The following is a 22,250-nucleotide window of genomic DNA, read 5'->3' as shown; positions in this document are numbered from 1 at the left end:
CCATTGATAACATTAATAAAGGTGTCAGAGAGCAGACAACATCAGGCGTCGCTCTGCTCCACGCTAAACACTAAATCGCCACGCGGCGCGGGGGCTGGCTGGTGGCCAAGCCAGGTGCTGTAACCCAGTTTGCCGTCGCCGCTGAGGACCGTACCGGGTATTTCATCGCCGCGGATAAGTACCCTGACATCCCATGCATATTCGATCCCAAGATACTGGCGGATCCAGTCGCGTAATTCGTTTACCGCGTTTTCGCCCGGCAGAAAACGGGCGTATTCGGCGGCGCTAAGCGGGCCGATTTCAAGGCGGAATTTATGCTGAACATCGCGTACCGCGACGCCGAGAAACGCCGAGACGCCCAGGCGAGGTAAACGCCTTCCCGCCCCCAGTTGCGCTTGTTCTCGCGAGGTCAGCGGCATCCATTGCGGCACGTTGCTGATAATGTTGACCGGGACTTTGAAGTAATTTCGCAGGATCTTCTCCAGCCCTTCCGGATCCCGACCATGGCGGCTGAGATGGCCTGCGTGGGTGAAACGCGCATGCGGGCTCAGGTCGCCCTTCTCCAGTTGCCCCGGCTGACCCATGCCGATGAGTGAGGCGAGATAGCGCTCAAAGCGGCGGTTATCCGCACGGTCTAACGATACCGTTGGCTGCGCGTCGGCCCAGGCGCGGTAGAACAGTAGCGTCAGGCGGTGATGAAAGAGATCGGCAAAAGCGCTCAGGCTGTCGTCCTGATGATGATGAATACGCTCGCGGGCGTATTCGGTCATATGAACCGGCAGCGGGCCATTAGGGCCGAACAGACCGAAGCTGAGAATCGATATCTCATGCACCGCGCTATTTTCCCGTTTCTGCGCGCTGGCCAGCGTCGCGGGCGCAAACCCCATGGATGGCGTCTGCCCGATGCGCAGCGATTCAAATTTCGGCAGCGGCGCGCGCCCAAGCGGATAACGTTCGCCCCCTTGTGCGTCAATGCGGCGCAGCAGATGAAAAAGATCGTAGCGCCAGGGCGCGGCGGTAACCTCGCGCCAGAAAACGTCCGCCAGCGGCGTCAGGCGATGAATGGTAGCCAACGTGTCACTCATATCAGCGCCCTTTTCCCCATTCGCGGCGCCCAGTAACCGATTTCGCCACGCTGCTGGCTACATAAGGTGAATTCGGTAAAGCTGTTGAGCGACACCAGCCGGGCAAAGACCCGTTCCAGTACGCTGCCAAACAGCCACGGGCTGGCGCCGGAAAAAGCGCGTTCATCAACGGTCAAGGTAATGCCGATACCGCGGGCGAAGACGATCGGCCCCGGCTCCGGCACCCGGCGATGAACCGGCTCCAGCACGCAGTGGCGTACCCCTTCGATTTGGCGGGCCACGGCGGTCTCCGCCAGCCCGGCATACAGCCCAAGCAACTGGCGCAGCGCTGCTGCGCCTTCGCCATTTTCACCGTCCATCAGGCTGAGATAGTTCATCTGCAGCTGGCTTATCAGCCGCCAGGTGCTGAGCCCTTCCGCCAGCGCCGGTCGCGGCGGCGTCGGGCCGCTACGCATTTTCAATGTTTTTACCGGTAGCGAATCCGCCAGCACGAATTGCCCCAGCTCCTGTTGTAGCATCAACGGTAGGTCGCGGCTGGTGCACAGCACCTCGGCGGTAATGTAACGCAGATCTTCCTGCCACGGCGCATGCTGCTCATCGACCAGTGAGACAAAGGTCTCAGAGCCGGTATAGCCGGTACGCGTGCCATAGCGCAGCGCGTGTTCGGAAAGCACCCGCTGTTCGCGGCGCAGTGAAAAATAAGCGCCGTAATCTCCGGCATCCTTGCTCCATGAACTCCAGAATGGACGGAACTCGCGATCGTCGCGGTGGCCATCGGCGCTGCCGTGAATTTTACTCACCGAATAGATTTCGTAGTCCAGCGGGCGGATGTTATCGACCACCAGATGGTATTCATGTTGGCTGTCGCTCAACGACTGGCGGGCGGCGATTTTCGGAAACAGGTTAATCACCGGCGTGCAGTGCAACGCGAAGTGGTTAGCTTCCACCACTTGTTCCAGCCGGTCGTCGGTTTTATCCAGCAGGATAATGATATCGAAGGATTTTTCTTCCTTGCACTGGCCGATTAACTTGCTGAGGCCGTTAATACTGATAAAGCGGAAGCGCGCCGGGAAGGCAAAGTATTCGTGCAGCAACCGGTAGCCGTCAAAATTGCGAAGATCTTCCGGTAGCAGCGCCTGATTGGCGGCGAAACCCTCTTGTTGTATAGCCTCTTCGCTCAGCGAAAAACGCAGCGGATCGCGCCCGGTGGTCTGGCACACCACGCCGACCTGGTGGGCAAGAATCAGCTCCAGCAGGCGCAGCGCCTCAATATCCGGGCCGCTTAAGAAAAACGCCAGCCGGTCAAAGGTCAGATGGCCAAGATGTTGAGCCCCTTCACAGCTTATACGCAGACGCAAAGCGCTGACGGCGCCGCGCTGGCTGAGCCCAAGCGCGGCCAGCGGCACATCGGCGGGGATCCCGCCAAGTTCGGCTTTCTCAATACGCAGCGGTAACAGCGTGACATCGTGCGCGGTGGTATAGCTACAGGTGACGCCGTTTTTCTTCAGTACCTGGCTGTCCATCATCGTACCGCGCGGCACCACGAAACCTTTACTCAGATCGCCTTTATTGATGTCCGGCTGCAGTTCGGCAATCGCCATCGACGGCGTAGGCGCCAGATAATTGGGCGCGATCATCTCCAGCAGGCGCTGTGAAAAACGCGGGAATTCGGCGTCCATTTTTAGCTGCACGCGGGAAGTCAGAAAGGCGAACCCCTCCATCATCCGCTCAACGTAAGGATCGGCGACCTCAATACCGCGCATGCCCAACCTGCCGGCAACCTTCGGATAGCGTTCGGCGAATTCAGCGCCCATCTCACGCAGATAGGCCAGCTCGCGGTTGTAATATTCAAGCAGTTTGCCTTCCATCGTTACCCCGCGTCTTTCAATTCAAAGTGGCCATTTTCGAGATCCACATCGGTACGGAACAGAAACTCTAATGGATACGGTACGCACCACAGACGCCCTTTAATTTCAATCGACAGGACGTTATGTAAATCCAGTGACTGGGTATCAGAAATACAGCGGACCTGAAGCCCCTGCGGCAGAATGCGTGGTTCGAAGCTGATAATTGCCTCGGTAAGTTTGCGCTGAATATCCTGCCATTCAATGTCCGACATCCGTTTCCCGGCCAGCGGCGCGACGCCGAAATTAACCACCGAACGGCGCACGTGCGCCAGCGCGGCCAACGCCTGCGGATCGTCATGATTGATGGTATTGAACAGCCACTGCAGATCGCGCAGCACGTGACGGCGCAGCGTACTGTGGGTGATCAGGTTGCTGTTAAGCGGCTCCGATTTTTTCTGCGGCTGATTATCGGTCAGGCGGTCGAGCAGCGACGGCTGCATCTTATCGCGGGCGCCAATGGTCTCTTGCTTGCTACGCGCCTGCCAGCCGCTGCGCAGCGCGTCACCGTCGCGTACCGGTTTGTTCATGCAAAACTCACCACGTCGAGAGAGAGAATCGGGAATTCATCGTTATCGTTAAGCCACACTTTCTGCCCGTGGCCCTGATACAGGGATCCTTCGTCGTCCAGCGGCTGCCACTCGGTGGCGCGGCCCAGCTGGAAGCGCGCCTCCGTCTGCGGCGTGACAGGGTAACGCGCGGGGATCTGACACACCTGCTCGCTTCCATCGGTCAGGCGCACCAGCGCATGGCGCCACACCAGATCGGTGACGCTCGCCGGGGCCTGAAAACGAATTTCGGCGATAGCGGCGAACGGCAGCCAGCAATACCGGCCATTGACGATAAGTTCGCAAACCGGCCCCAGACGCGCGTCGCCGTCCATCAACCAGTGAAAAGCGACCGCGGGGGTATCCGCCTGATTGAGATTGCCAGGATTAAGGGGCGCCTGTTCAAAGGCGGCCAGCCGCTGTCGCTGGGCGGTTTCTGAATCAACACAAAGCGCGGAGGCCAGCGCAGACAGCCACGGCCACTGGCTGTCCGGCATCTGCGGGCGGGCGCTGCCGGCAAATACCGCATCGCGCTGCTGCTCGCCCTGAATGCTCTGTTCCAGCAGGGTGACCGTTGGCTGGGCCTGCGGCTTCAGCGCCAGCCAGCTTTTTAGCTGCGCCAACGCGCGCGTCCAGTTACCGCTCAGACATAGAAACTGGACGAACGCCGCACGTAAATCGGCATCGGCGGGACGGCTTTTGATCTCGCTTTCCAGGCGCTGCAGCGCCGCGCCGACGCTTTCGCCAGCCAGCTGTTGATATAGCGTGTTCATCGTCGCTCCTTAGTTTGCCGCGCGCCATGCGCCGGCCGCCGGGTTACGCAGCAGCGGGTGCAGGCCGTCGATCAGCACAACGTTGAGTTTGATATCCGGCGCCAGCCACGGCGTCCAGACGCTACGCGCCGCCTCTATCCGCGCCTGTAGACGCGACGGATCGTTGGCCAGTTCCTGGGACATTTCGATAGCCAGCGTGCCGGTCATCTGCCAACCGTTTTGCCCGGCGACATAGGGCAGGATCATCCAGCTTTGTTGAGCGTTTTCATTGCTGACTACCATGCGTTGATTATTGACCGCGGTGATCAGAAGTTTATTGGGGTCAGCGGCGGCATTGAGACCCAGGACCGGGAAACCATGTACGAAGGTCACGGTGCTCTGCTTTTCTTTACCGTTAACGGATTGAGTGATGACGGTGCGACCGCTCAGCCAGCCGCCCTTTTCGCAACTACCGGATTCAACGGCGGGGATGAATAAGGCGGCGGCGTTTTCCTGCCAGAAGGTGCGCAGTCGACAGCCGCCCTGCAATGTGAACTCCTGCCACGGCGTGCGGTCGGCGGCGGGAGACAGTTTTTCCGCCTTCTCTTCCGGCGGCAGCCAGGCTGGCGCGACGGGCTTTTCCGCCGCCGCGGCGGTCTCGGCGGGCGCAACTTTTACCGCCCATTTTTTGTTTTTCGCCGCGCTTCCCTGGGCAATATGCCCATTGTTAGCGTCAACCAGCGTCCAGTTCAGCTGCTGTAAACGCGAACACTGATGCTCCATTAACGCGCCGACGCGTGGCAGGAAGTTATCCAGTATCTTAACGTTCTTGTTACCGTTGGCGACGATGCGTAGCGCCACTTCATTAGCGCACCAGCTCTGCGCGGTATTACCCTTGATGTTATCGATCCAGACATCCAGTTTTTGCGAAGGCGATTGCACGATACGGTAGTTTTCCGCCTGTGCGACGCCGGTGGCGGCAAATAGTGCCGCACCCAATATCCAATGTTTCATAAAAATCCTTCTTAGCCTGTCTCAATCCCGCAGGGGGAAAAATTGCGCGGCGTCGGCCAGCGAGTGCAGCAGCGTCGCCTCTTCCGGACTGCCCATCCATACCGCGACGGCGCTGTAGTTGTCTTGCGAAGCCTGGTCGCCGTCATTGTTTCTCTGAAGATACTGATTCATCAGGGTTAACCACTCCTGCGGGGTATTAACCATCTGCAGGGAGGATTTCATCTGCTCTTCGCCGACGCCGTGCCAGAAACCGTCGGTACAGAGCAAAAAGGCATCGCCGTCTTCGACCGGCACCACATCGCTATAGCTGGCTTCCGCACCGTCGCTGGCCATGCCTAACGCTCGGTACAGTAGGTTGCTGTTAATATCGTCGGTCTGATGTCCGGCATCTTTCATCTGTTGGACCAGACTGTGGTCAGTGGTGACGTGGTACAGCCAGCCGCGGCGAAACAGGTATAACCGGCTATCACCGGCGTGGGCCCAATAGGCCAGCTTATAATCGCGATCGATAAACAGGCTCACCAGCGTGGTGCCCATTCGCCGATAATCCGGCGTCGCCTGCTGTTGCTGGAGAATGGCGCCGTTGGCCTGCTGTACATACTGGCGAATGGTCTGGGCGTTCAGATGATTATCGCCGTCAAACCGATCCAGAATCGCGTTGCGCGCCAGTTCCGCCGCCACCTCGCCGCCGGGCAACCCGGCAATGCCGTCGCAGACCACAAAGCAGGCGGAGCGCTCACCCACGCATTCGCCGGTCTGATCCTGATTGCTGGCGCGCGTTCCCTGGCGGGAAAGAGAAGCCGTGGTAATGTCCATTATTCTTCCGATCCGCTCTGTGAGTCTTTGTACTGATTCACTTCCATGTCATAGGCATAGAGGAACGCTTCGCCAAACAGGGTGTGGAAATCGTCTTCAATTTCCCCGGCGGTTTCGCCGTAGGTACGGACAAAATAGTCCCATAACGCCGCTTTGCGGCTGGCCGGAAGCGCCAGGCGCGAAGTATGGCCATCGCGCTTAGCCTCTTCTTCCAGCTGCTCGGGATTAAAGGACTGCAGCATCGCGGCAATAATGGCGCGGATCCCCGAGATCATCCCTAACTGATGGGCCTGCAGGTCAATCAACGCATCGCGCACCGATTTTTTCGGCGGCATAAAGCCCGGCATCCGCGCGCCGAACATCTGCATCAGCACGGTTTTGCCCGAAGGCAACAGCTTGAACGGGTTATTGGCGTCGTCCAGTACCATGGTCATATCGGCTTTGACGCCGCGTTTGAGGATCGAACGCGAAGAGAGCAGCGCGACGGTTCCCTGCGAGAACATGCTCAGCATTTGACCAAGCTGCCGCATATTCTCTTTGTCGAACTGCGGCACCGGCTGCATATCGCCGAGCCCCATGCCTTCCAGTAAGGCTTCCAGTAGCTCTCCCTGCAGCACTTCGCCGTTACCCGGCTGCGGCGTGCTGGTCGCCTGATGTTCATGACGTACGGGATCGATACGCAAGCGCCCTTTTGGCGTTTGGGCGGCTTGCCGCGCCACGGCCTGCGGTGTCGGTAAGGTTATTTCCGGCGCTTCTTCACGCGCTGCCGCGGGCGGCTCCTGCGGCGGCTGGGCCATCAATAATGGCGAATCAAAAGCGGCATCAGGCTCGTCGGCAACCGTTTTAGCAGGCTCTTCGTTGCTGAAGGCATCTACCGATGTCAGCGGCGCGCCGCCCATTAGCCCCAGCGGATCGTCATGACGCGCGGTTTTGGCGCTCGCGTCGCCGCCAAAGAGCGCCAGCGGATCCAATTCTGCCTGCGGCTCATCGGCGACAGGCTGAGCCGGTTTTTCAACTGGCGGCACCAGCGTCGTTGGCGTAACGTCGGCAAAAATACTGTCGCGATCAAATGGGGTGTCATCGGCAAACAGGTCGTCCGTCGCCACCGGCGGGCGCTCAAACAGCGGTTCACTATCAGCGAACATCGCCAGCGGATCTTCCGGATTACGTTCGGCAGGCTTCGGCTCGGCGAAGGGATTAGGCGCATTATCGGCCTGCGGCTTAGCCCGGCTGCTGGAGATGCTGTCGGCAATCGAGAATTCCTGCATCAGGCTATCCCAGATTTCTGACGGTACCGCGGTTGGCGCGGCTTCCGCCACGGTGGGCGCTGCGGATGGCGCTGGTGTCGACGGTTTCGCAGTGACAGGCGGCTGACCGCTCGCCGCCATTCGGCTTATCGGTTGGCTATCCTGCAGCAGATCGCTGACTTCGATGCGATAGTCGTCAATGGCGAGGATATCGCCATCCTGGAGTTCAACCTGACGCCCCCGCTCCAGCGGGATCTCGTTGAGTACCACCCGCGTCACGTTGCCGCGATTGGTAATTTTGCACTCGCCGTCTGCCGCCACGTGAACGATGGCCTGGAGGCGAGAAATGGCGCGGTCGTCATCCGGCAGCACCAGGTTATTGTCCGTACCGCGCCCAATGGTACCGCCCGGCGCGTAAAAGTCACAGCTGCCCTGCGGGGGCTGATGACCGGCTTTGGTCGAAATAATCGTGAATCGCATAGCCTATTCCTGCTGATATGATTGGCGCACAAACGCTGCCGCTCTCGGAATAAGAACGGCGGCGTTTACGGGCGAGTTATTGAGTCATTTAGAAAAAAAAGAGAAGTAAATTTAGCGAACTAATTATCGCCCAGCAAGGCCAGGATGAACATCACCGTAAATAAAAATAACATTAACCAAGTCAGGCGCTGAAAATTCTGTAGCAAGGAAATGTCATAATATTCTCTGACTAACTGACTCGCCCCAGACTTAAGCCAACCGCCCCCTTTTCTTTTTATCTTTTTCTCCTTAAGAATTGCGGCCATTAATGATGCTCGAAAACCGAAACCGGGTAACCCCAGCTTTTCATATAAATAATAATCCTGGTAATCAAGAAAACCGTTCCGCCGTAATAATTCGAAAGCGCCAGCTAATTCCTGATCGTGTTTTTTATAATAACCATGATAGATAATCAACATTACAAATACTGCAACAAACAAAAATGAAGAAATGATGAGGTGATAACTAACAATAGACATTTTAGTTAACGCATAAGCGTCCATACCAGAAGCACTAAGAACTCAATAGCCATTATAGTAACGCATTTATAATAATTACGAATCCAGTCGAGTTCGAAGTTTGCGATGCAACGCTGACCTTCCCTGGCATCCAGTATTTTGGCATTACTCAATTTAACTGGCTTGCCATTATGAATTCGTGAAACCATTGCCACGCGAAAACTAAATCCCCAGAATCCTAACCTCTGCCAAAACTCATAATCTTGAGTACTAAGCAGTCCCGCTTGCACGAGTAATAGGCACATTGCTTCTACTTGCTTCGTATGGCGACGATAAAATAAAAAAGAAAAAATAATAGATGTAAAAAAAACAACTACAAGAAGCAAGTACAATATATCAAGGTAGTATTTCAATGTAGTATCAATCCCCACGATAAATTAATCTATTTAATGTATTGCCAATTTCGTCGCCAACGATACTACCAGCCCAAGAACCTGCTGCCGTAACTACTAATCCACATACAATAGTTCCTACACCATAAGTGGGAACACCAGCCGCTATACAAATAGGTGCTGCAAATGATGCTCCAGCCATACCGCCACCTATTCCCCCAGCAAACTCACTATATTTTTTGATTGCTACCTGACCACATTCGCTTTCTCGGCCTGCGGTGCAAGCGTGATAGACGTCATTGCTGGTGTTCATGAATGATAGACCAAATGCCACCCAGCCCCCCATCTTCATAAAAGCGGCAGCTTTGGCTGCACTGTTCACATAAGTTGCGTAACCGGGTATTGCCCCAATGCCAACTGTGCTCCATTCATGAACGATAGATTGAGTAGACAATCCAAGTACCCTTTTCATATCGTTATAGTCATTGAATTTAAGGGACTTTCTTACAACCTTATTAAGCAGTGGTTTTAGCTGAGTAAATAACGCATTTCGTTCAGCATAGAATTGTTGTCCAATCAAAGCACCTTGTGTCCTGAATTGATTTTGATACGTTGCTTCAATTTTTTTCAGAATACTCTCGATTTGCCTGAAATATTTTTCGCCTGAATCGCTCGCATTGCCAACTATCGCATCCCCCCACGAAGTAATGGTAGATATTTTATCATAATTTTTATTGAGCATTTCAGCCACTGAATTATCAACAGTCGATAATGCTGTGTTTACTTTTTTCTTGGCGACAAAAAGTGAATTCATCTGGAATGCTTGATTTAAGTTGTTTGGGTTGGCAATAATTAATATCTGGCCTGGTTTGACCCATGGGGTATCGCGATTAAGCTGCATAAAGTAACGGGCGGATTCACAATTGATATTATTGAATAATAAGCGAGCTTGAAAATCCAATGTTCCCGGCTGCTGTACAATACAGTAACCTGGTAATAAGTTTGATTGTCCCTTCATTTTCTTAGTCCCTGGTGAATTAAACCGAACCAGAGAGTCCCCCGGTTCGGTTAAAGCAATATAATTATGCTTCTTTATTTTCTTTGATATTCCAGCCGGCGCTGCTTTCTGCCCCTTTACCGCCAGCGGAAGTCTGCTCCCAGTACTGCTGTTTCACTTTCGCCGCCTGGAAGGCATAGGTTACGCCAACGGTGTCGCCGTTATCGGCGCCGGTGTACTGCACAGAAGTCACCAGTACATCTTCGAGGGTGATTCGCGCATATTCAACCTGCTGACCACCGGCTTTGCAGACCGAAAGTTCAACTTTGGTCAGGTGCTTGCCGCTGGAGCAGTGCTTCAGAATCGCGGTGGTGGATTTGTCGATCAGCGCATTTACGTGCAGGTCGTTGAAATTCACTTTACCCGCACCACCACCGCCGCCCACGCTCATATTACCCGGCTGGGATGCGCCCCAGGAAAAAGAGGTAATATCAGTCCAACCGGTGTGATTAGAATCTTTTGATTCACCGGTTACACCCTCGACCTTCAGAAACATATCAATAGCCATAATATCTACTCTTCGTTAATGAAAATTATTGCTTTCGAAAAAGCACTTATATGGCAAACAGGAAAGCATGGGGCTGAATAAAACCATCCATATTTTACCTCTGCCTCAGAGCAACAGGCTTAAGCCCATTGCTGGTCTTAACACTCATGCTGTGAAATAGCAGGAATGCAAAGTTGAAATTAATGCGGGTTATCCTGACTCCAGGTTTTATTAGGATCACCGATGATTATCTGGGAAGTTAATTTCCCAAAACCATATTTCTTTGCAGTCGGTGTAGTTCCATGGCGTGGTACCTGCCGGGAGTCGCCTCCCGGCGGCATCATATTACGCTTCCTTGGTCTTCAGCGACGGCAGCTTGGAAACCAGACGCAGCGACACGGTAAGCCCTTCCAGCTGGTAGTGCGGACGCAGGAAGAACTTCGCGGTGTAGTAACCCGGGTTGTCTTCGATCTCCGCTACCTGTACTTCAGCGGCCGCCAGCGGTTTGCGCGCTTTGGTCTCCTGCGACGAGTTAGCCGGATCGCCATCGACATAGTTCATCACCCAGTCGTTCAGCCAGCGTTCCATATCATCGCGCTCGCGGAAGGAGCCGATTTTGTCGCGCACAATGCACTTCAGGTAGTGAGCAAAACGGCAGCAGGCGAACAAGTACGGCAGACGCGCAGCCAGACGGGCGTTAGCCGTGGCGTCGGCATCATGATATTCCGCCGGTTTCTGCAACGACTGCGCGCCGATAAAGGCGGCAAAGTCGGAGTTTTTGCGATGGATCAGCGGCATAAAGCCGTTTTTCGCCAGCTCCGCTTCGCGGCGATCGCTGATGGCGATCTCGGTCGGGCACTTCATGTCCACGCCGCCATCGTCGCTCGGGAAGGTGTGGCAAGGCAGATTTTCCACCGCGCCGCCGGATTCCACGCCGCGAATGGAGGTGCACCAGCCAAACTCTTTGAACGAGCGGTTAATGTTCGCCGCCATCGCATACGCCGAGTTGGCCCACGCATAATTGTTGTGATCCGCGCCGTCGGTCTGCTCTTCAAAATCAAAACTGTCCACCGGGTTGGTTCGAATACCGTACGGCAGGCGCGACAGGAAGCGCGGCATCACCAGCCCCAGATAACGCGCGTCTTCCGACTCGCGCAGCGAACGCCAGGCGGCGTATTCGGTATTCTGGAAGATTTTGGTGAGGTCGCGTGGATTCGCCAGCTCCTGCCAGGACTCCATCTGCATCACTTCCGGTGCGGTACCGGTAATAAACGGACAATGCGCAGCCGATCCGATTCGCGCCATTTCGCCCAGTAATTCCACATCCTGCGGACTATGGTCGAAATAGTAATCGCCAACGATGCAGCCGAATGGCTCGCCGCCAAACTGGCCGTACTCCTGCTCATAAATTTTCTTAAAGATCGGGCTCTGGTCCCAGCCCACCCCTTTGTAACGTTTCAGAGTGCGCCCCAGCTCCTGCTTGGAGATGCTCATAAAGCGGATTTTCAGCATCTCGTCGGTTTCGCTGTTGTTGACCAGGTAGCTCAGGCCGCGCCATGCGCTTTCCAGTTTCTGGAACTCTTCATGATGCAGGATCTGGTTCACCTGGCGCGACAGCTGCTCATCGATACCGGCAATCAGGTTCTGGATGGTGCGATAGGTGTCGTTGGAAAACGTGACGGTGTTTTCCAGCGCCTGCTGCGCGAGGGTTTTTACCGCGCTCTCAACGGCGGAACGCGCCTGGTCGGTTTTCGGGCGAAACTCTTTGTTCAGCAGCACGCTGAATTCATCCTGGCTAAAGGCCTGGCCGGACTGCTGCTCATGTTGTTGAGTCGGGTTGCTCATCGATTACTCCTCGCTACCTTTCGCACTGTCATCTTGTTTCGGCATCTGGCTCAACGATTTGAGCAGCGTCGGATCCTGCAAAATTTTGGCAATCAGCTCTTCCGCGCCGTTTTTGCCGTCCATATAGGTGAGCAGATTCGAAAGCTGGGTACGGGCTTCCAGCAGTTTGTTCAGCGGCTCCACTTTGCGGGCCACGGCATCCGGCAGGAAGTCGTCCATGCTGTCGAAGGTTAAGTCGACGTTCAGTTTGCCTTCGTTGGTCAGCGTATTGTCGACCTGGAAAGCGACGCGCGGTTTCAGCGCTTTCATACGTTCGTCGAAGTTATCAATATCGATGTCGAGAAACTTACGTTCATCGACCGCGGGTTGGTTGTCGACCGGTTTACCCACCAGATCCGCCATTACCCCCATTACAAACGGAAGCTGGATTTTGCGTTCCGCACCATAAATCTCTACGTCGTACTCGATCTGTACGCGGGGCGCACGGTTGCGTGCGATAAATTTCTGCCCACTTTTACTTATTGCCATGATGTTCTCCATCGAAGATGCGCGGTAAAGGTTGAGCGCCAGACCTTATGCCTGTCGCCATAATGTCCGGACGCGTCAGTCGCGACGTCCAAAAATGTTTTCCAGTTGATGAACGCCGTCCGGCGCTAAATCGCGGATGATGTCCATAAAATCCAGCTCAATCAGCCGCTGTACCCGTTCAATCATCAGCGGCGCGGGGTGACTCGGTTCGTGCTGGGCGAAGTACTGTTTTACTTTTTCCAGCATCTGCTGCGCCTCGGCGCGGCTGCTGATTTGCGCGCTGCGCCAGTCAACGGCTGACGGCGCAAGCGCGTCGGGAATCGCTTGATGTTCACTCACGGCACTCTCCTCGCGGGACGCGTGAAAGGACGAAATATCGGTTATCTGGCAGGCGCCGGCGACGATACCGACGGTCTTCTGCAGCTGTTCCATTTCCGGCACGCCGCTTTCACCCAGACAATCGCTTAATATTTCGCGGATAGTCTGCAAGCGCTGGTGAATGGCGAGGATGGCGTCAATCCCCGGCTGTCCGCCGCGGGCCAGTTCATCAATCAATCGCGAACGGCCGCCGGGATAATCCGCGCATTCGGTTTTACTGCCATCGAGCAGCGCCTGCGCATCGCGCAATAGCAGTTCATCGCCATTACTGCGTAACAACACGGCATTGCGTAACGCGCTGGTCAGCGCTGATTTATCACTTAGCCCCGCGAGCGCATTGATACGGTAAAACGGGTCAGTTTCGCCATACTCTTCCAGCAGCGGGTAGATTGGCTGCCAGTAAAGCGACAGCGCCTGTTGCACCAGCAGCAGGCCATCCGCGTAGCCACTCAGGCCGCGGCGTTTTGTCCACGCCTGAGTCAGCGCCAGCATGACGCGCAAATCTTTGGTGCGGCTAAGTAGCCCAGCCGCCAGCTTTTCTACCGTCGTCCAGTCAGCGGGTTCCGCCGGGATAATGGTGTCGCCAAACTGCTGCTCGGCTTTACCCTGCATCGCTTGTTCCATTGCCTGGAAATCAGCGTCATATTCTAGGTTTTCACCGCAGGGCTGCTCCGCGCTAACCGGAGCAAGGAATTCATCAATATTCATGGCCTACCTGCTTATTCAAACATCGGCGGATACAGACCGTGACGGCCCGGTCTCGCGCCCCCGGCGGGATCAAACAGCAGCGTGAACAGCTGGCCGGTCAAATTACCGCTATGGACGTGGGTATAGAGCGGATAACCATCGGCGCGGTTGGTCCACCAAAAACTGGTCTGGCGCTGCGGATCAAAACAGTCCGCCGCCTGCTGCCAGCCAAGGGAGCTTTGCCCATCTTGCTGATAGCCAATCACGTCGAGTATTTCCGAACGCTTTTCCGTCTCTACCAGCTTTGGTGCCGGAATGGCGAGTAGCGCCTGGTCAAGTTGTTCAGCGGAAAAGCCATTGCGTACCGCATGCAGCAGCGTTCTGCCCACCTGCTGATACCACTCTCCGGCCTGAGTGAGGATTGAAGGCGACCACTCCAGCGGGTTGAAGGCCATTTGCGCGCAGATGGGATACTGGCGGCCTACCCGATCGCGTCCGGGGATCAGACACCCCATCTGTACCATCTGGCCGCTCAACATCGGCGGGACGATAAAATTCCACACCGGCGCGTTGCTGAACTGGCGTTCGCCGCTACGCTGTTGCTCCTGTTGCCAGGCCAACAGCCCCACCTGAAACCATTGCGACCACTGGCGAACCAGCATGTCCGGAAATCGACGTTGTAAAAAATCGCCGGTACTGGGGAGTTTCCCGTACCAGCTCATCGCAGGGGCGTGAGTCATTCGGCTTTCCTTGCGGTTATGGACATGAGAAACGGGGAAGCTGGAACGGATTGCGAATACTGTTCGGCGCAAACTCCAGCGTGACCTGATAACCATCGACGTTAAACGTTGCCTGACGGCTCAAACTGCTGCTGCCGGGCGCGGTGCGCGCTTTATCAAAAAAGCGGTTCAGCGCCCATGAGCCGCTGGTCACCAGCGTCGAGGTGGTACCATCGGCCAGACCGAGTTGCATACGCACCTGATTGGTGCCGCCCGGCCCTGGCCAGCTCATCATTTGCACCGCCTGCGGACCGTGGCTGTAGCGCAACTGCTGGCCATCAACATCCAGCGTCAGGTTGAGGATCCGGTTGTCCATGCTGATGGTGCGCACCGTCACTTTAAATGACGGCGTGGTCGCGCCATTGGCAAAGAACGCGTCGCGGATCGATTGCGCCTGCTGGAAAGGCCTTAATAACCCTTCACTACCCGGCAACGTTTTGCCATCGATGCCGGGCATAAAACGCCAGCTTGATTGCGTGGTATCGACTTTATTGGTCAGGTTGTCACGGAAGAAGGTATCCATCATGCCGGTACCCGGCGCGAACATACGCGCCAGATCGTCCGGCGTGACTTCGCTTCTGGCGCTGCGAACCAGCGGATAGCGCCCGGCGATAGCCTGGCGGCAGAATCCGCCGACTTCCACGTTAATCCGTTTACGTACGTTATCGAGATCGCGGCGCTGGGTATCACTGCTGGCGCCGACCGCCATTTTGCTGAACATGGTTTGCAGGCCGCCCGGTAAACGCCCGGCGCTGGCCTGCAGACGGCTAATCGCATCGCCGCCCGGCGGTTGCATACCGCTGTTGGCGGCATCCTGTACCGCGGTCAAGTAGCGATAAAGTTCGTCGATCTGTTTGAGGAAGTCGTCAAACACAATCGTTTTGCCGCCCTTTTCCAACGGCTGCGCCAGCTCGATCAGCGGCGCGTAGTGTTCGGTTACCAGCTGTTCCGGCGTCTGGCTAAGCGCCGCGCCCTGGGTTGCGCCGCCCTCATCATGGCGAAAAAGCGCTTCCAGCGTTCGGGTCGCACGGTTGCCCTGCTCGGCTGAACTTTCGCTTTTAACCGTATCCGGCTCAGCGCGCGCCAGGTTCAGCACCTGGCTCAGGCTGATAACCAGCCGGCGCAGCGGCGAGTTACTGGCTGAAAGCAGGCGCGCGGTGTTGATCCGCGATGACAGATCGGCGCTATTGTTGAGCTGAATATCGGCGAGGAAGCGATCCCAGTTGGCGATAAAATCACGCATATAGAGCTGGCGGACGGCGTTATCGGTTTGCTGCTTATCTTCCGACGCGCTGGCGGCGCCCAGCACCCAAATATCATCTTCATGCAGCGCGCTGGTCACGTTATCGATCTGTTTATTGAACACCTGCCAGTAGCCATCTGGCGTGTACAGCCCTGGCACGCCTTCTGCGATCGGTGTACCGCTTTTACGCGAGAACACCAGTTCGCTCTGCGGCCCGCCGAGCGTCGCCAGCGAGACCGCTTTCAGATTGTCGTCATGCTCAAGCAGACGTTTCAGCCGACCATACACTCTTGAGGAGAGCGGTTGCTGGTTAATCAACGCCCGTTCGCGGGCGATCAGCGCATCGTCTTTGGCATACGGCGAGGACTGGATTTGCGGTTCCAGTAGCTGGACCAGATGCCCTTCCAGCTGTCGTAGCTGCGCCTGCGTCACGTTTTGCGGCAGGTTACGCTGCAGGTTAAGCATCACCCAGGAGAGTAAAAACTTGCCGTCATACTGCTTGGGCTGATAGAGCATTTGATAGGCTTTCAACGCCTCGTAGCTATATTCGGCGTCACTGCCGTTGTCGTTGCGCAACCAGGTAGTGATTCGCATGGCGACATCCGGTAGCAGCATTTGCTGCAGCGCTTTTTGATACAGCGTCTGCGAGGCGTCGCTGACATCATTACCGCGGTAGAGCCCCATCCGGCGGCTGACCGGCGGGTCGTTGACGTCAAAATCGGCGCTCTTCGGCAATTCCAGCAGGCCGTTGAGTAGCGGCAGCATGGCGAACAGATCGCGCTGCTCGGGGTTTTGCAGCGCTTTGCTCTGCTGCTCAACCTGCGGCACCTTCGCCGAGACTTCTTGCAGGTAGGCCTTGTTTTTGCCGTAGCTGGTCAGCCACAGTACGCATGAAATGATTAACAGCGCCGCGAGCGCCGCATAGCCTGACCAGATCGCCGCGCGGTTACGCAGTTCCCACCAGCGGTTCTGCCCGGCGATGCCGGCTTCCTGGAAAATCACGTTTTGCAGCAGGTTTTTAATGAAATAACTCTGGCCCTTGGCGCCGGGGATCGGCGCTTCTTTACTGACCGAGTCCCAGTTGTCGTTTTCATTTCCCTGCGGCAAAGACAGCGCGCGATTGAGTTCGCCCATCACGCGGTCGAACGGTAACCCTTCCTGGGTGCCGCTGGCGAAATAAATACCGCGCGGTGAAAACTCGGTTTCAAAGTTAGAGCGGGCAAAAACGGTACTAAGATAGTCCGCTAACAGCGGTCGCAACGCCGCAAACTCTTGCGGGAACAGCCAGGCTTCGGCGCGGGTTTTGGCATCATGCTCTTGCAGCATCGTATCCGGCAGCCCGGCTTCAAGCCGTTGTTGCAGTAACGCAAACTCCTGGGTAAAGCGGCCCATCAGATCGAAGTCGGCAAGGCTTGCCTGCTCCCACGGGAAAGTGAAGCCCCAGATTTGATCGCGCTGCGCCTTGTCGTAACCGGCAAACCAGGCGCGGAAGCCTTTAAGCAGATCGGCCTTCGTCACCAGTACGTATACCGGGAAACGAATACCCAATTGTTCATGTAGTTCAGAGAGACGCTGGCGCAGATTAACCGCCTGCTGCCGCGAGGCCTCCGTCGATTGCGTTAACAGATCGGAGATACTTACCGTGACGATAACGCCGTTAATCGGCTGGCGGCGGCGGTATTTACGCAATAACCCCATAAACTTCAGCCACTCGCTGGCGTCCTGCGCCTGCTCGCTCTCCTGGGTGGTATAGCGCCCGGCGGTGTCCAGCAGCACGGCTTCGTTGGTAAACCACCAGTCACAGTTGCGCGTGCCGCCGATGCCGCGTAACGCCGTTTTACCGAAGCGGTCGGCTAGCGGAAACTGCAGCCCGGAGTTGGCTAAAGCGGTGGTTTTACCGGAGCCAGATGCGCCAATAATCACATACCACGGCAGCTGATACAGATAGTGGGTGCTAAAGCGCTGGGTCCACTGACCATTACCGGTTTTACTGAAGTGCGCTTTTTTCAACATTTGCGCGGCTTCATCAAAGCGATCGGCGAGGATCTGGTCTTCGCTATTGAGGCGCTGCTGCGGATCGTTGCCCTTCGGTGTTTCTTCCTTCAGGTTATCCATCAGCTTGCGGTTGAGCCAGGCGTTGTATAGGCGCGGCAGAATGTGGCTTTGCGCCCAGATGAGGTAGACCAGCGCAATAGATATAACGCGGTTTTGTTCCGATTCCAGCGGCCGGGTATCGACAATCGACAATAGCGGGCCAATCATCCAGATGACGGCCGCCACCGCCGTAGCGCCGAGAAAACCCCACAGCAGCCGGTTGGTCAGTATGGAAAGCAGAAGTGTCAGCATCCTTAATTTCCTTGGGGCAATCCGTTCAGCTCAGCCCGGGTATTATCGGGCGACACCAGCAGAGTAATTTCCACACGGCGGTTACGGGCACGGTTCTCAGGAGTGGTATTCGGCGCGATGGGGTTCATTTCCCCTCGCCCTTCGGCTTTTACGCGTTCGGGCTGCGTCAGATGATTTTGCAGTTGTTTTTGTACCGAACGCGCGCGTTCCAGCGACAGCTCGTAGTTCGAGGCAAAGCGCGCGCTGCGGATAGGCACGTTATCGCTATAGCCGACCACCAGAATGCGGCCGCTGACGTTGTTCATCGCTTGCGCAATACGGTCAATGACCGGGTCGTAGCGATCGCGCACCACCGTTGAGGCCGAAGCAAAGAGCCCGTCGCCTTTGAGGATCACCACGCTGCGGTCCGCTTCGTCACGGACCGCAACCAGCCCTTCGGCAATTTCCGGGCGCAGAAAACCTCGCAGGTTAAGTACCGCCGGCAATTTTTCCGCCGGCTGAGCAATCGACGCTTCCGGCAACGGCGTCTGGTAAATTTTCGCCAACACCGGGTTGGTGGCATCGCCAAGCCGCCAGTTAAGAATGATATAGAACAGACAGGCGGCGAACCCCGCCAGCGCGACGCAGGCCCACAGCGGCACCACCGGACGCCACAGTTTACGCAGCACCGGGCGATCCTCACCGTGAACCGATAACGGCGGCGCGTAGCCGCCGCGTACGCCGCAAATCATCTGCCAAAGGCGCTGTTTGATGGTTTCCAACTGCGTGCGGCCGTTATCCATTACCCGGTAACGCCCTTCAAAGCCGAGCAATAAGCAGTAGTTGATCAGTTCCAACAGATTGATATGTTCGCGCGGATTCTGCGACAGGCGTGCAAGCAGCTGGAAAAACTTCTCCCCGCCCCAGGTTTCATTGTGAAAGGTCACTAAAAGACCGCTGCCCGACCAGACGCCGCTACTCCCCCATGGCGTCAAGGCCGCAGCCTCGTCCAGTGCGGTACACAGGCAGTAACGGGCGCCGACTATTACTTCGTAGGGTAACCCCGCCTGCTGACCGCGCACTTCAAAACGGCGGATTTCATCAATCAAACGCTGGCGCAAACCGGCCTGGTCATCGTGCGATACCGAATGACGGATCTGGGGAATCGCATTAAGTAATGGGTTGGCGGCCGTCACCAGGGGATTATTGCCGCTTACGCCATGGCTGGCAGCGGCCTGTTGTTCCTGCATCATCAACGCTCGCTTTCTTATTCCGACGGGCTACGGATAGCCCAAAATTCCATATCCAGGCCGGGGAACTCGCCTGCCAGATGCAGGGCGAAGGCGCCAGATTTCTCCATGTCGTTCCACAGCTCGCCGCCCTTCTCGACTGCAAAGTAGTTGTAACCGGCATGCCACGGAATTTGCGGCGGCGCGGCGGGCATAGCGCGCAGAATTAAACCCGGAAGCTGTAGTTGCACCAGATCGCGAATTTTGCTCACCGGCGCGACTTTCATCTGCGCCGGGAAGTGCGTTTGCAGAACATCACCTGGTACGCTGGCTTTAACTGCCAATACGAATCCGAAATCACGCACCATGCTGCTCTCGGGTACCGTCGCGATGTTCAACCCATGCGATCGTTCTATCAGCGGCAGTTGGATGGCATTGTCTTCCATTACCTGTGATAACCCCTGGCGCAGCAACAGCATCAGTTTGCCGAAGCAGCTCGCGAGATCGTCATGGTCGTAAATCGGCAGCGCAGCATCCGGACCGCGCTGCGCCATCCAGGTCGTCAGCTCGGCGGCGAACGGCAGCCAGCTATTCCACAATGACTCGGGATGAACTAACGGCAGCGTTTTGAGATGTGAGAGATGGCCGAGATGGCGATTGACCAACGCAAGTAGAGTGAACTCAATTAATTCGGAAGTATTAAAACGCCCCGGCTGTCGTAGCCGGCTGCCGATTTGCTGGCTACGCTGCGCCAGCAGACCATGCAAGTCGTTGATCATCGCGTAAATCAAAGGATGATTGATGCCGTTAAGCATCGGCGGGATATAGCCATTATCGAGTTTTACGGCGTTATCGTTGCGCTTTTCGGCGATGAACGCCACGCCGATGGCCGTCCACTCGGCGGTCAAATCCTTTTCCAGCATCAGGGTGAGCCGCGGGCGGGCAAACTGCACGGTGGCATCGCCGACCGACAGCGCATTGTCATCTTCCACATCCTGTTCAAACGCGGTAAATCGCGCCAGCGAGTCTTTTTCCTCGCTGAAGATAACCTCTTCCCGACCGCCGCGACGAACCGGCAAGGCCAATACGACTTTTTCGCCCGTGACGTTATCCGGGATTTGCAACGGCGCCGGGCCCTGACGAGCATCGCGAAACTGGAAGAAAGTCCCATCCGGCAGCAGGCCGCTGGCATAGCTCAGAGCTATGCACCCCTGACGCAGCATCGCATCATCAAGTTCAATCTCAAGAAAACCCCACAGCCAGGAGCGCTGTAATCCGCCCCATTCGCGAATTTGCGTTTGCAGGTAGCTTTCTGCCCGCTGAAAGTGATGCGGACGCAAAAACATGCCTTCGGTCCAGACCACCTTTTCTGCTTTATTCATACAAATTTCCTGTTAGGGCTCGCGCTATTGCTGCACGACGCGGATCCCGTTAACGTCAAGATATAAATTGGCTTGCAGTTGATCTGCCGACAGTTTCCAGAACTGCCAGAAAGGGGTTTCGCCAGGCGTTGGCAGAGGAAGAGAAATGCGCCACTTTTTACCATCCAGAGATTGGTATTCCGCCATCACTCCGATATAACGCGCCTCCGGCGAGCTTTGCCCGCTGAGTTTTTTTGCCAGTTGCCCCGGCATCAGGAAAAATTCATCGCTGTTCAGCAAGTTGCCGGCGAGAACTTTTTGCGCGTTATTTTGTAAGGAGTAGAAATCGGCGGACATGAATTCCGCATCGGATTTCAGCACTAACACTCTGACCTTTAATGGCGCAGAACTGTTAATTTGCGGGTGGGCCTGGAACTGAAGATTGTATCGGGCAGGGTCGCTGTGTGAAGACGAACCACATCCACTAACCAACGTAAAAAGAAGCAAATAAAACGCCAGCATGACCTGGCGTAAAAGAGAGTTATTATTCATACGGTGTCGCTCGTAAAGGCGGGATTAATCCAGAATCCAGGTACCGTTATTGCCGTTTTTGCAGGCTTTGGTATTTCCGTCGACGCTCACGCAGGTCGCTTTCTTACGCGCCTTCGGGCGCTTCGACTGTTCACGGACCGTTTTATCATACAGTTCACTTTTGACGACGGCATTGGCCGGAGCATAGCCAATTAAATTTTCCTGACCTTCATTGGCTAACGCTATCCAACCGTCCTGCGCCTGGCCCAGGGCGATATAATTAGCACCAGGAACCAATTGCACAATCACTTTGCCGCCATATCCGGCCTGGCTCATTACCGCGGCAGAATACAGCGCGCGATATTCTGCGTTAATTGGGGTAAATTCCGTTGGCGGAACAACAATATGGCGATGGGTCAAATTGACGCCGTTAACCTGCGTGGTTTCAATGGTGTCATCGGTAATTTGCGGCTTCGGCGGCGCTTCGCACCCTGCCAGTGAAACCGCAATCATAGCGGCTAAAAACACTCGCGTTTTCATATGCTTTTCCATTGCAATGCTATTATTTTCTTAAGGGTTATCTCTGCTTGAATAACAAGTCTGAATATCCTTAATCACTGTGCGTAAAAGGGTTCCCGATGTGATATGGGCATAGCTACCGCACGAATCTTCACCGCAGTGGATCCCTATATTACATTTCATTAACTATCACCACACAATTTTACAGATCGATCGAGTCAATTCAACACGCAATTTCGCCCCATTATCAGGAGCAGTTGGCGGAATTAATTTTTTCAGACTAATCTTATAATGATGATATCCCTGAAAAAACCTTCTGACGGCGGAAAAGTGTAATCGCAAAAACCATACAAAAGAAAGTGAAATTTAACTGATTGATTTAATGAATATAATATACGGTTTTATAAATCGGATTTTTCATTCACTGAAAAGATGGAATTATCCTAAATATTTTTACACGCACATTACCCCCACTAATGTTGGTAGGCCATTTGCAATATTATTAGTTCATTCTGAAAAGGGAGATTGATGGGGTAATTTGCTTCT

19 protein-coding genes are annotated in these 22,250 nt (G+C 55.4%); all 19 read right to left on the bottom strand.

Going from position 1 to position 22,250, the window contains the following annotated elements:
* Nucleotides 1-41 precede the first annotated feature (41 nt).
* On the bottom strand, nucleotides 42-1,085 hold the full coding sequence (tssG, locus tag AC22LX_RS01995) for a type VI secretion system baseplate subunit TssG (RefSeq protein WP_015366572.1): 1,044 nt from the start codon (nucleotides 1,083-1,085) through the stop codon (nucleotides 42-44).
* The gene (gene tssF / locus AC22LX_RS01990) at nucleotides 1,082-2,953 is read right to left on the bottom strand and encodes a type VI secretion system baseplate subunit TssF (protein WP_015705451.1); all 1,872 of its coding nucleotides are present in this window, start codon (nucleotides 2,951-2,953) and stop codon (nucleotides 1,082-1,084) included. Before tssF ends, tssG begins: the two co-directional genes overlap by 4 nt.
* 2 nt (nucleotides 2,954-2,955) lie before the next feature.
* A complete protein-coding gene (gene tssE, locus AC22LX_RS01985) occupies nucleotides 2,956-3,519 on the bottom strand; it encodes a type VI secretion system baseplate subunit TssE (RefSeq protein ID WP_015705452.1) in 564 nt (187 codons plus the stop codon).
* On the bottom strand, nucleotides 3,516-4,310 hold the full coding sequence (locus tag AC22LX_RS01980; protein WP_487333708.1) for a type VI secretion system accessory protein TagJ: 795 nt from the start codon (nucleotides 4,308-4,310) through the stop codon (nucleotides 3,516-3,518). Before AC22LX_RS01980 ends, tssE begins: the two co-directional genes overlap by 4 nt.
* A gap of 9 nt (nucleotides 4,311-4,319) precedes the next feature.
* The gene (locus AC22LX_RS01975; RefSeq protein WP_032708086.1) at nucleotides 4,320-5,303 is read right to left on the bottom strand and encodes a hypothetical protein; all 984 of its coding nucleotides are present in this window, start codon (nucleotides 5,301-5,303) and stop codon (nucleotides 4,320-4,322) included.
* Between the two features lie 21 nt (nucleotides 5,304-5,324).
* Nucleotides 5,325-6,119 carry a PP2C family protein-serine/threonine phosphatase gene (locus tag AC22LX_RS01970; protein ID WP_015705455.1) on the bottom strand — a complete coding sequence of 265 codons (795 nt, stop codon included), beginning with the start codon at nucleotides 6,117-6,119 and terminating at the stop codon, nucleotides 5,325-5,327.
* Complete coding sequence (gene tagH, locus AC22LX_RS01965; RefSeq protein ID WP_015705456.1) at nucleotides 6,119-7,846, bottom strand: type VI secretion system-associated FHA domain protein TagH; 1,728 nt, start codon at nucleotides 7,844-7,846, stop codon at nucleotides 6,119-6,121. The genes AC22LX_RS01970 and tagH overlap by 1 nt, the downstream gene beginning before the upstream one ends.
* 119 nt (nucleotides 7,847-7,965) lie before the next feature.
* Nucleotides 7,966-8,388: a hypothetical protein gene (locus AC22LX_RS01960; protein ID WP_086557355.1), complete on the bottom strand. Its 423-nt coding sequence runs from the start codon at nucleotides 8,386-8,388 to the stop codon at nucleotides 7,966-7,968.
* Between the two features lie 375 nt (nucleotides 8,389-8,763).
* A complete protein-coding gene (locus AC22LX_RS01955) occupies nucleotides 8,764-9,753 on the bottom strand; it encodes a hypothetical protein (protein WP_015705458.1) in 990 nt (329 codons plus the stop codon).
* Between the two features lie 64 nt (nucleotides 9,754-9,817).
* Nucleotides 9,818-10,300 (bottom strand): Hcp family type VI secretion system effector, encoded by a 483-nt coding sequence (locus AC22LX_RS01950; protein WP_015366565.1) that lies wholly within the window; start codon nucleotides 10,298-10,300, stop codon nucleotides 9,818-9,820.
* A gap of 324 nt (nucleotides 10,301-10,624) precedes the next feature.
* Nucleotides 10,625-12,124 (bottom strand): type VI secretion system contractile sheath large subunit, encoded by a 1,500-nt coding sequence (gene tssC / locus AC22LX_RS01945; protein WP_487333707.1) that lies wholly within the window; start codon nucleotides 12,122-12,124, stop codon nucleotides 10,625-10,627.
* A 3-nt stretch (nucleotides 12,125-12,127) separates the two neighbouring features.
* The gene (gene tssB, locus AC22LX_RS01940) at nucleotides 12,128-12,652 is read right to left on the bottom strand and encodes a type VI secretion system contractile sheath small subunit (RefSeq protein WP_015366559.1); all 525 of its coding nucleotides are present in this window, start codon (nucleotides 12,650-12,652) and stop codon (nucleotides 12,128-12,130) included.
* A gap of 75 nt (nucleotides 12,653-12,727) precedes the next feature.
* The gene (gene tssA, locus AC22LX_RS01935) at nucleotides 12,728-13,738 is read right to left on the bottom strand and encodes a type VI secretion system protein TssA (protein ID WP_032711670.1); all 1,011 of its coding nucleotides are present in this window, start codon (nucleotides 13,736-13,738) and stop codon (nucleotides 12,728-12,730) included.
* 11 nt (nucleotides 13,739-13,749) lie between these two features.
* Nucleotides 13,750-14,457 (bottom strand): type VI secretion system-associated protein TagF, encoded by a 708-nt coding sequence (tagF, locus tag AC22LX_RS01930; protein ID WP_032708092.1) that lies wholly within the window; start codon nucleotides 14,455-14,457, stop codon nucleotides 13,750-13,752.
* A gap of 16 nt (nucleotides 14,458-14,473) precedes the next feature.
* Nucleotides 14,474-18,085 carry a type VI secretion system membrane subunit TssM gene (gene tssM, locus AC22LX_RS01925; protein ID WP_015366556.1) on the bottom strand — a complete coding sequence of 1,204 codons (3,612 nt, stop codon included), beginning with the start codon at nucleotides 18,083-18,085 and terminating at the stop codon, nucleotides 14,474-14,476.
* A 2-nt stretch (nucleotides 18,086-18,087) separates the two neighbouring features.
* A complete protein-coding gene (locus AC22LX_RS01920) occupies nucleotides 18,088-19,317 on the bottom strand; it encodes a DotU family type VI secretion system protein (protein WP_032714535.1) in 1,230 nt (409 codons plus the stop codon).
* Nucleotides 19,318-19,331: 14 nt separating this feature from the next.
* On the bottom strand, nucleotides 19,332-20,675 hold the full coding sequence (gene tssK, locus AC22LX_RS01915) for a type VI secretion system baseplate subunit TssK (protein WP_015366554.1): 1,344 nt from the start codon (nucleotides 20,673-20,675) through the stop codon (nucleotides 19,332-19,334).
* Between the two features lie 24 nt (nucleotides 20,676-20,699).
* Nucleotides 20,700-21,206: a type VI secretion system lipoprotein TssJ gene (tssJ, locus tag AC22LX_RS01910; RefSeq protein WP_047079150.1), complete on the bottom strand. Its 507-nt coding sequence runs from the start codon at nucleotides 21,204-21,206 to the stop codon at nucleotides 20,700-20,702.
* Between the two features lie 24 nt (nucleotides 21,207-21,230).
* On the bottom strand, nucleotides 21,231-21,725 hold the full coding sequence (locus AC22LX_RS01905) for a hypothetical protein (protein WP_015366552.1): 495 nt from the start codon (nucleotides 21,723-21,725) through the stop codon (nucleotides 21,231-21,233).
* Between the last annotated feature and the right edge of the window lie 525 nt (nucleotides 21,726-22,250).

This window comes from Klebsiella sp. PK01, from assembly GCF_057624675.1.
Note: the sequence above shows the minus strand (reverse complement) of the source record. Positions and strands in the feature narration are given on the sequence as shown.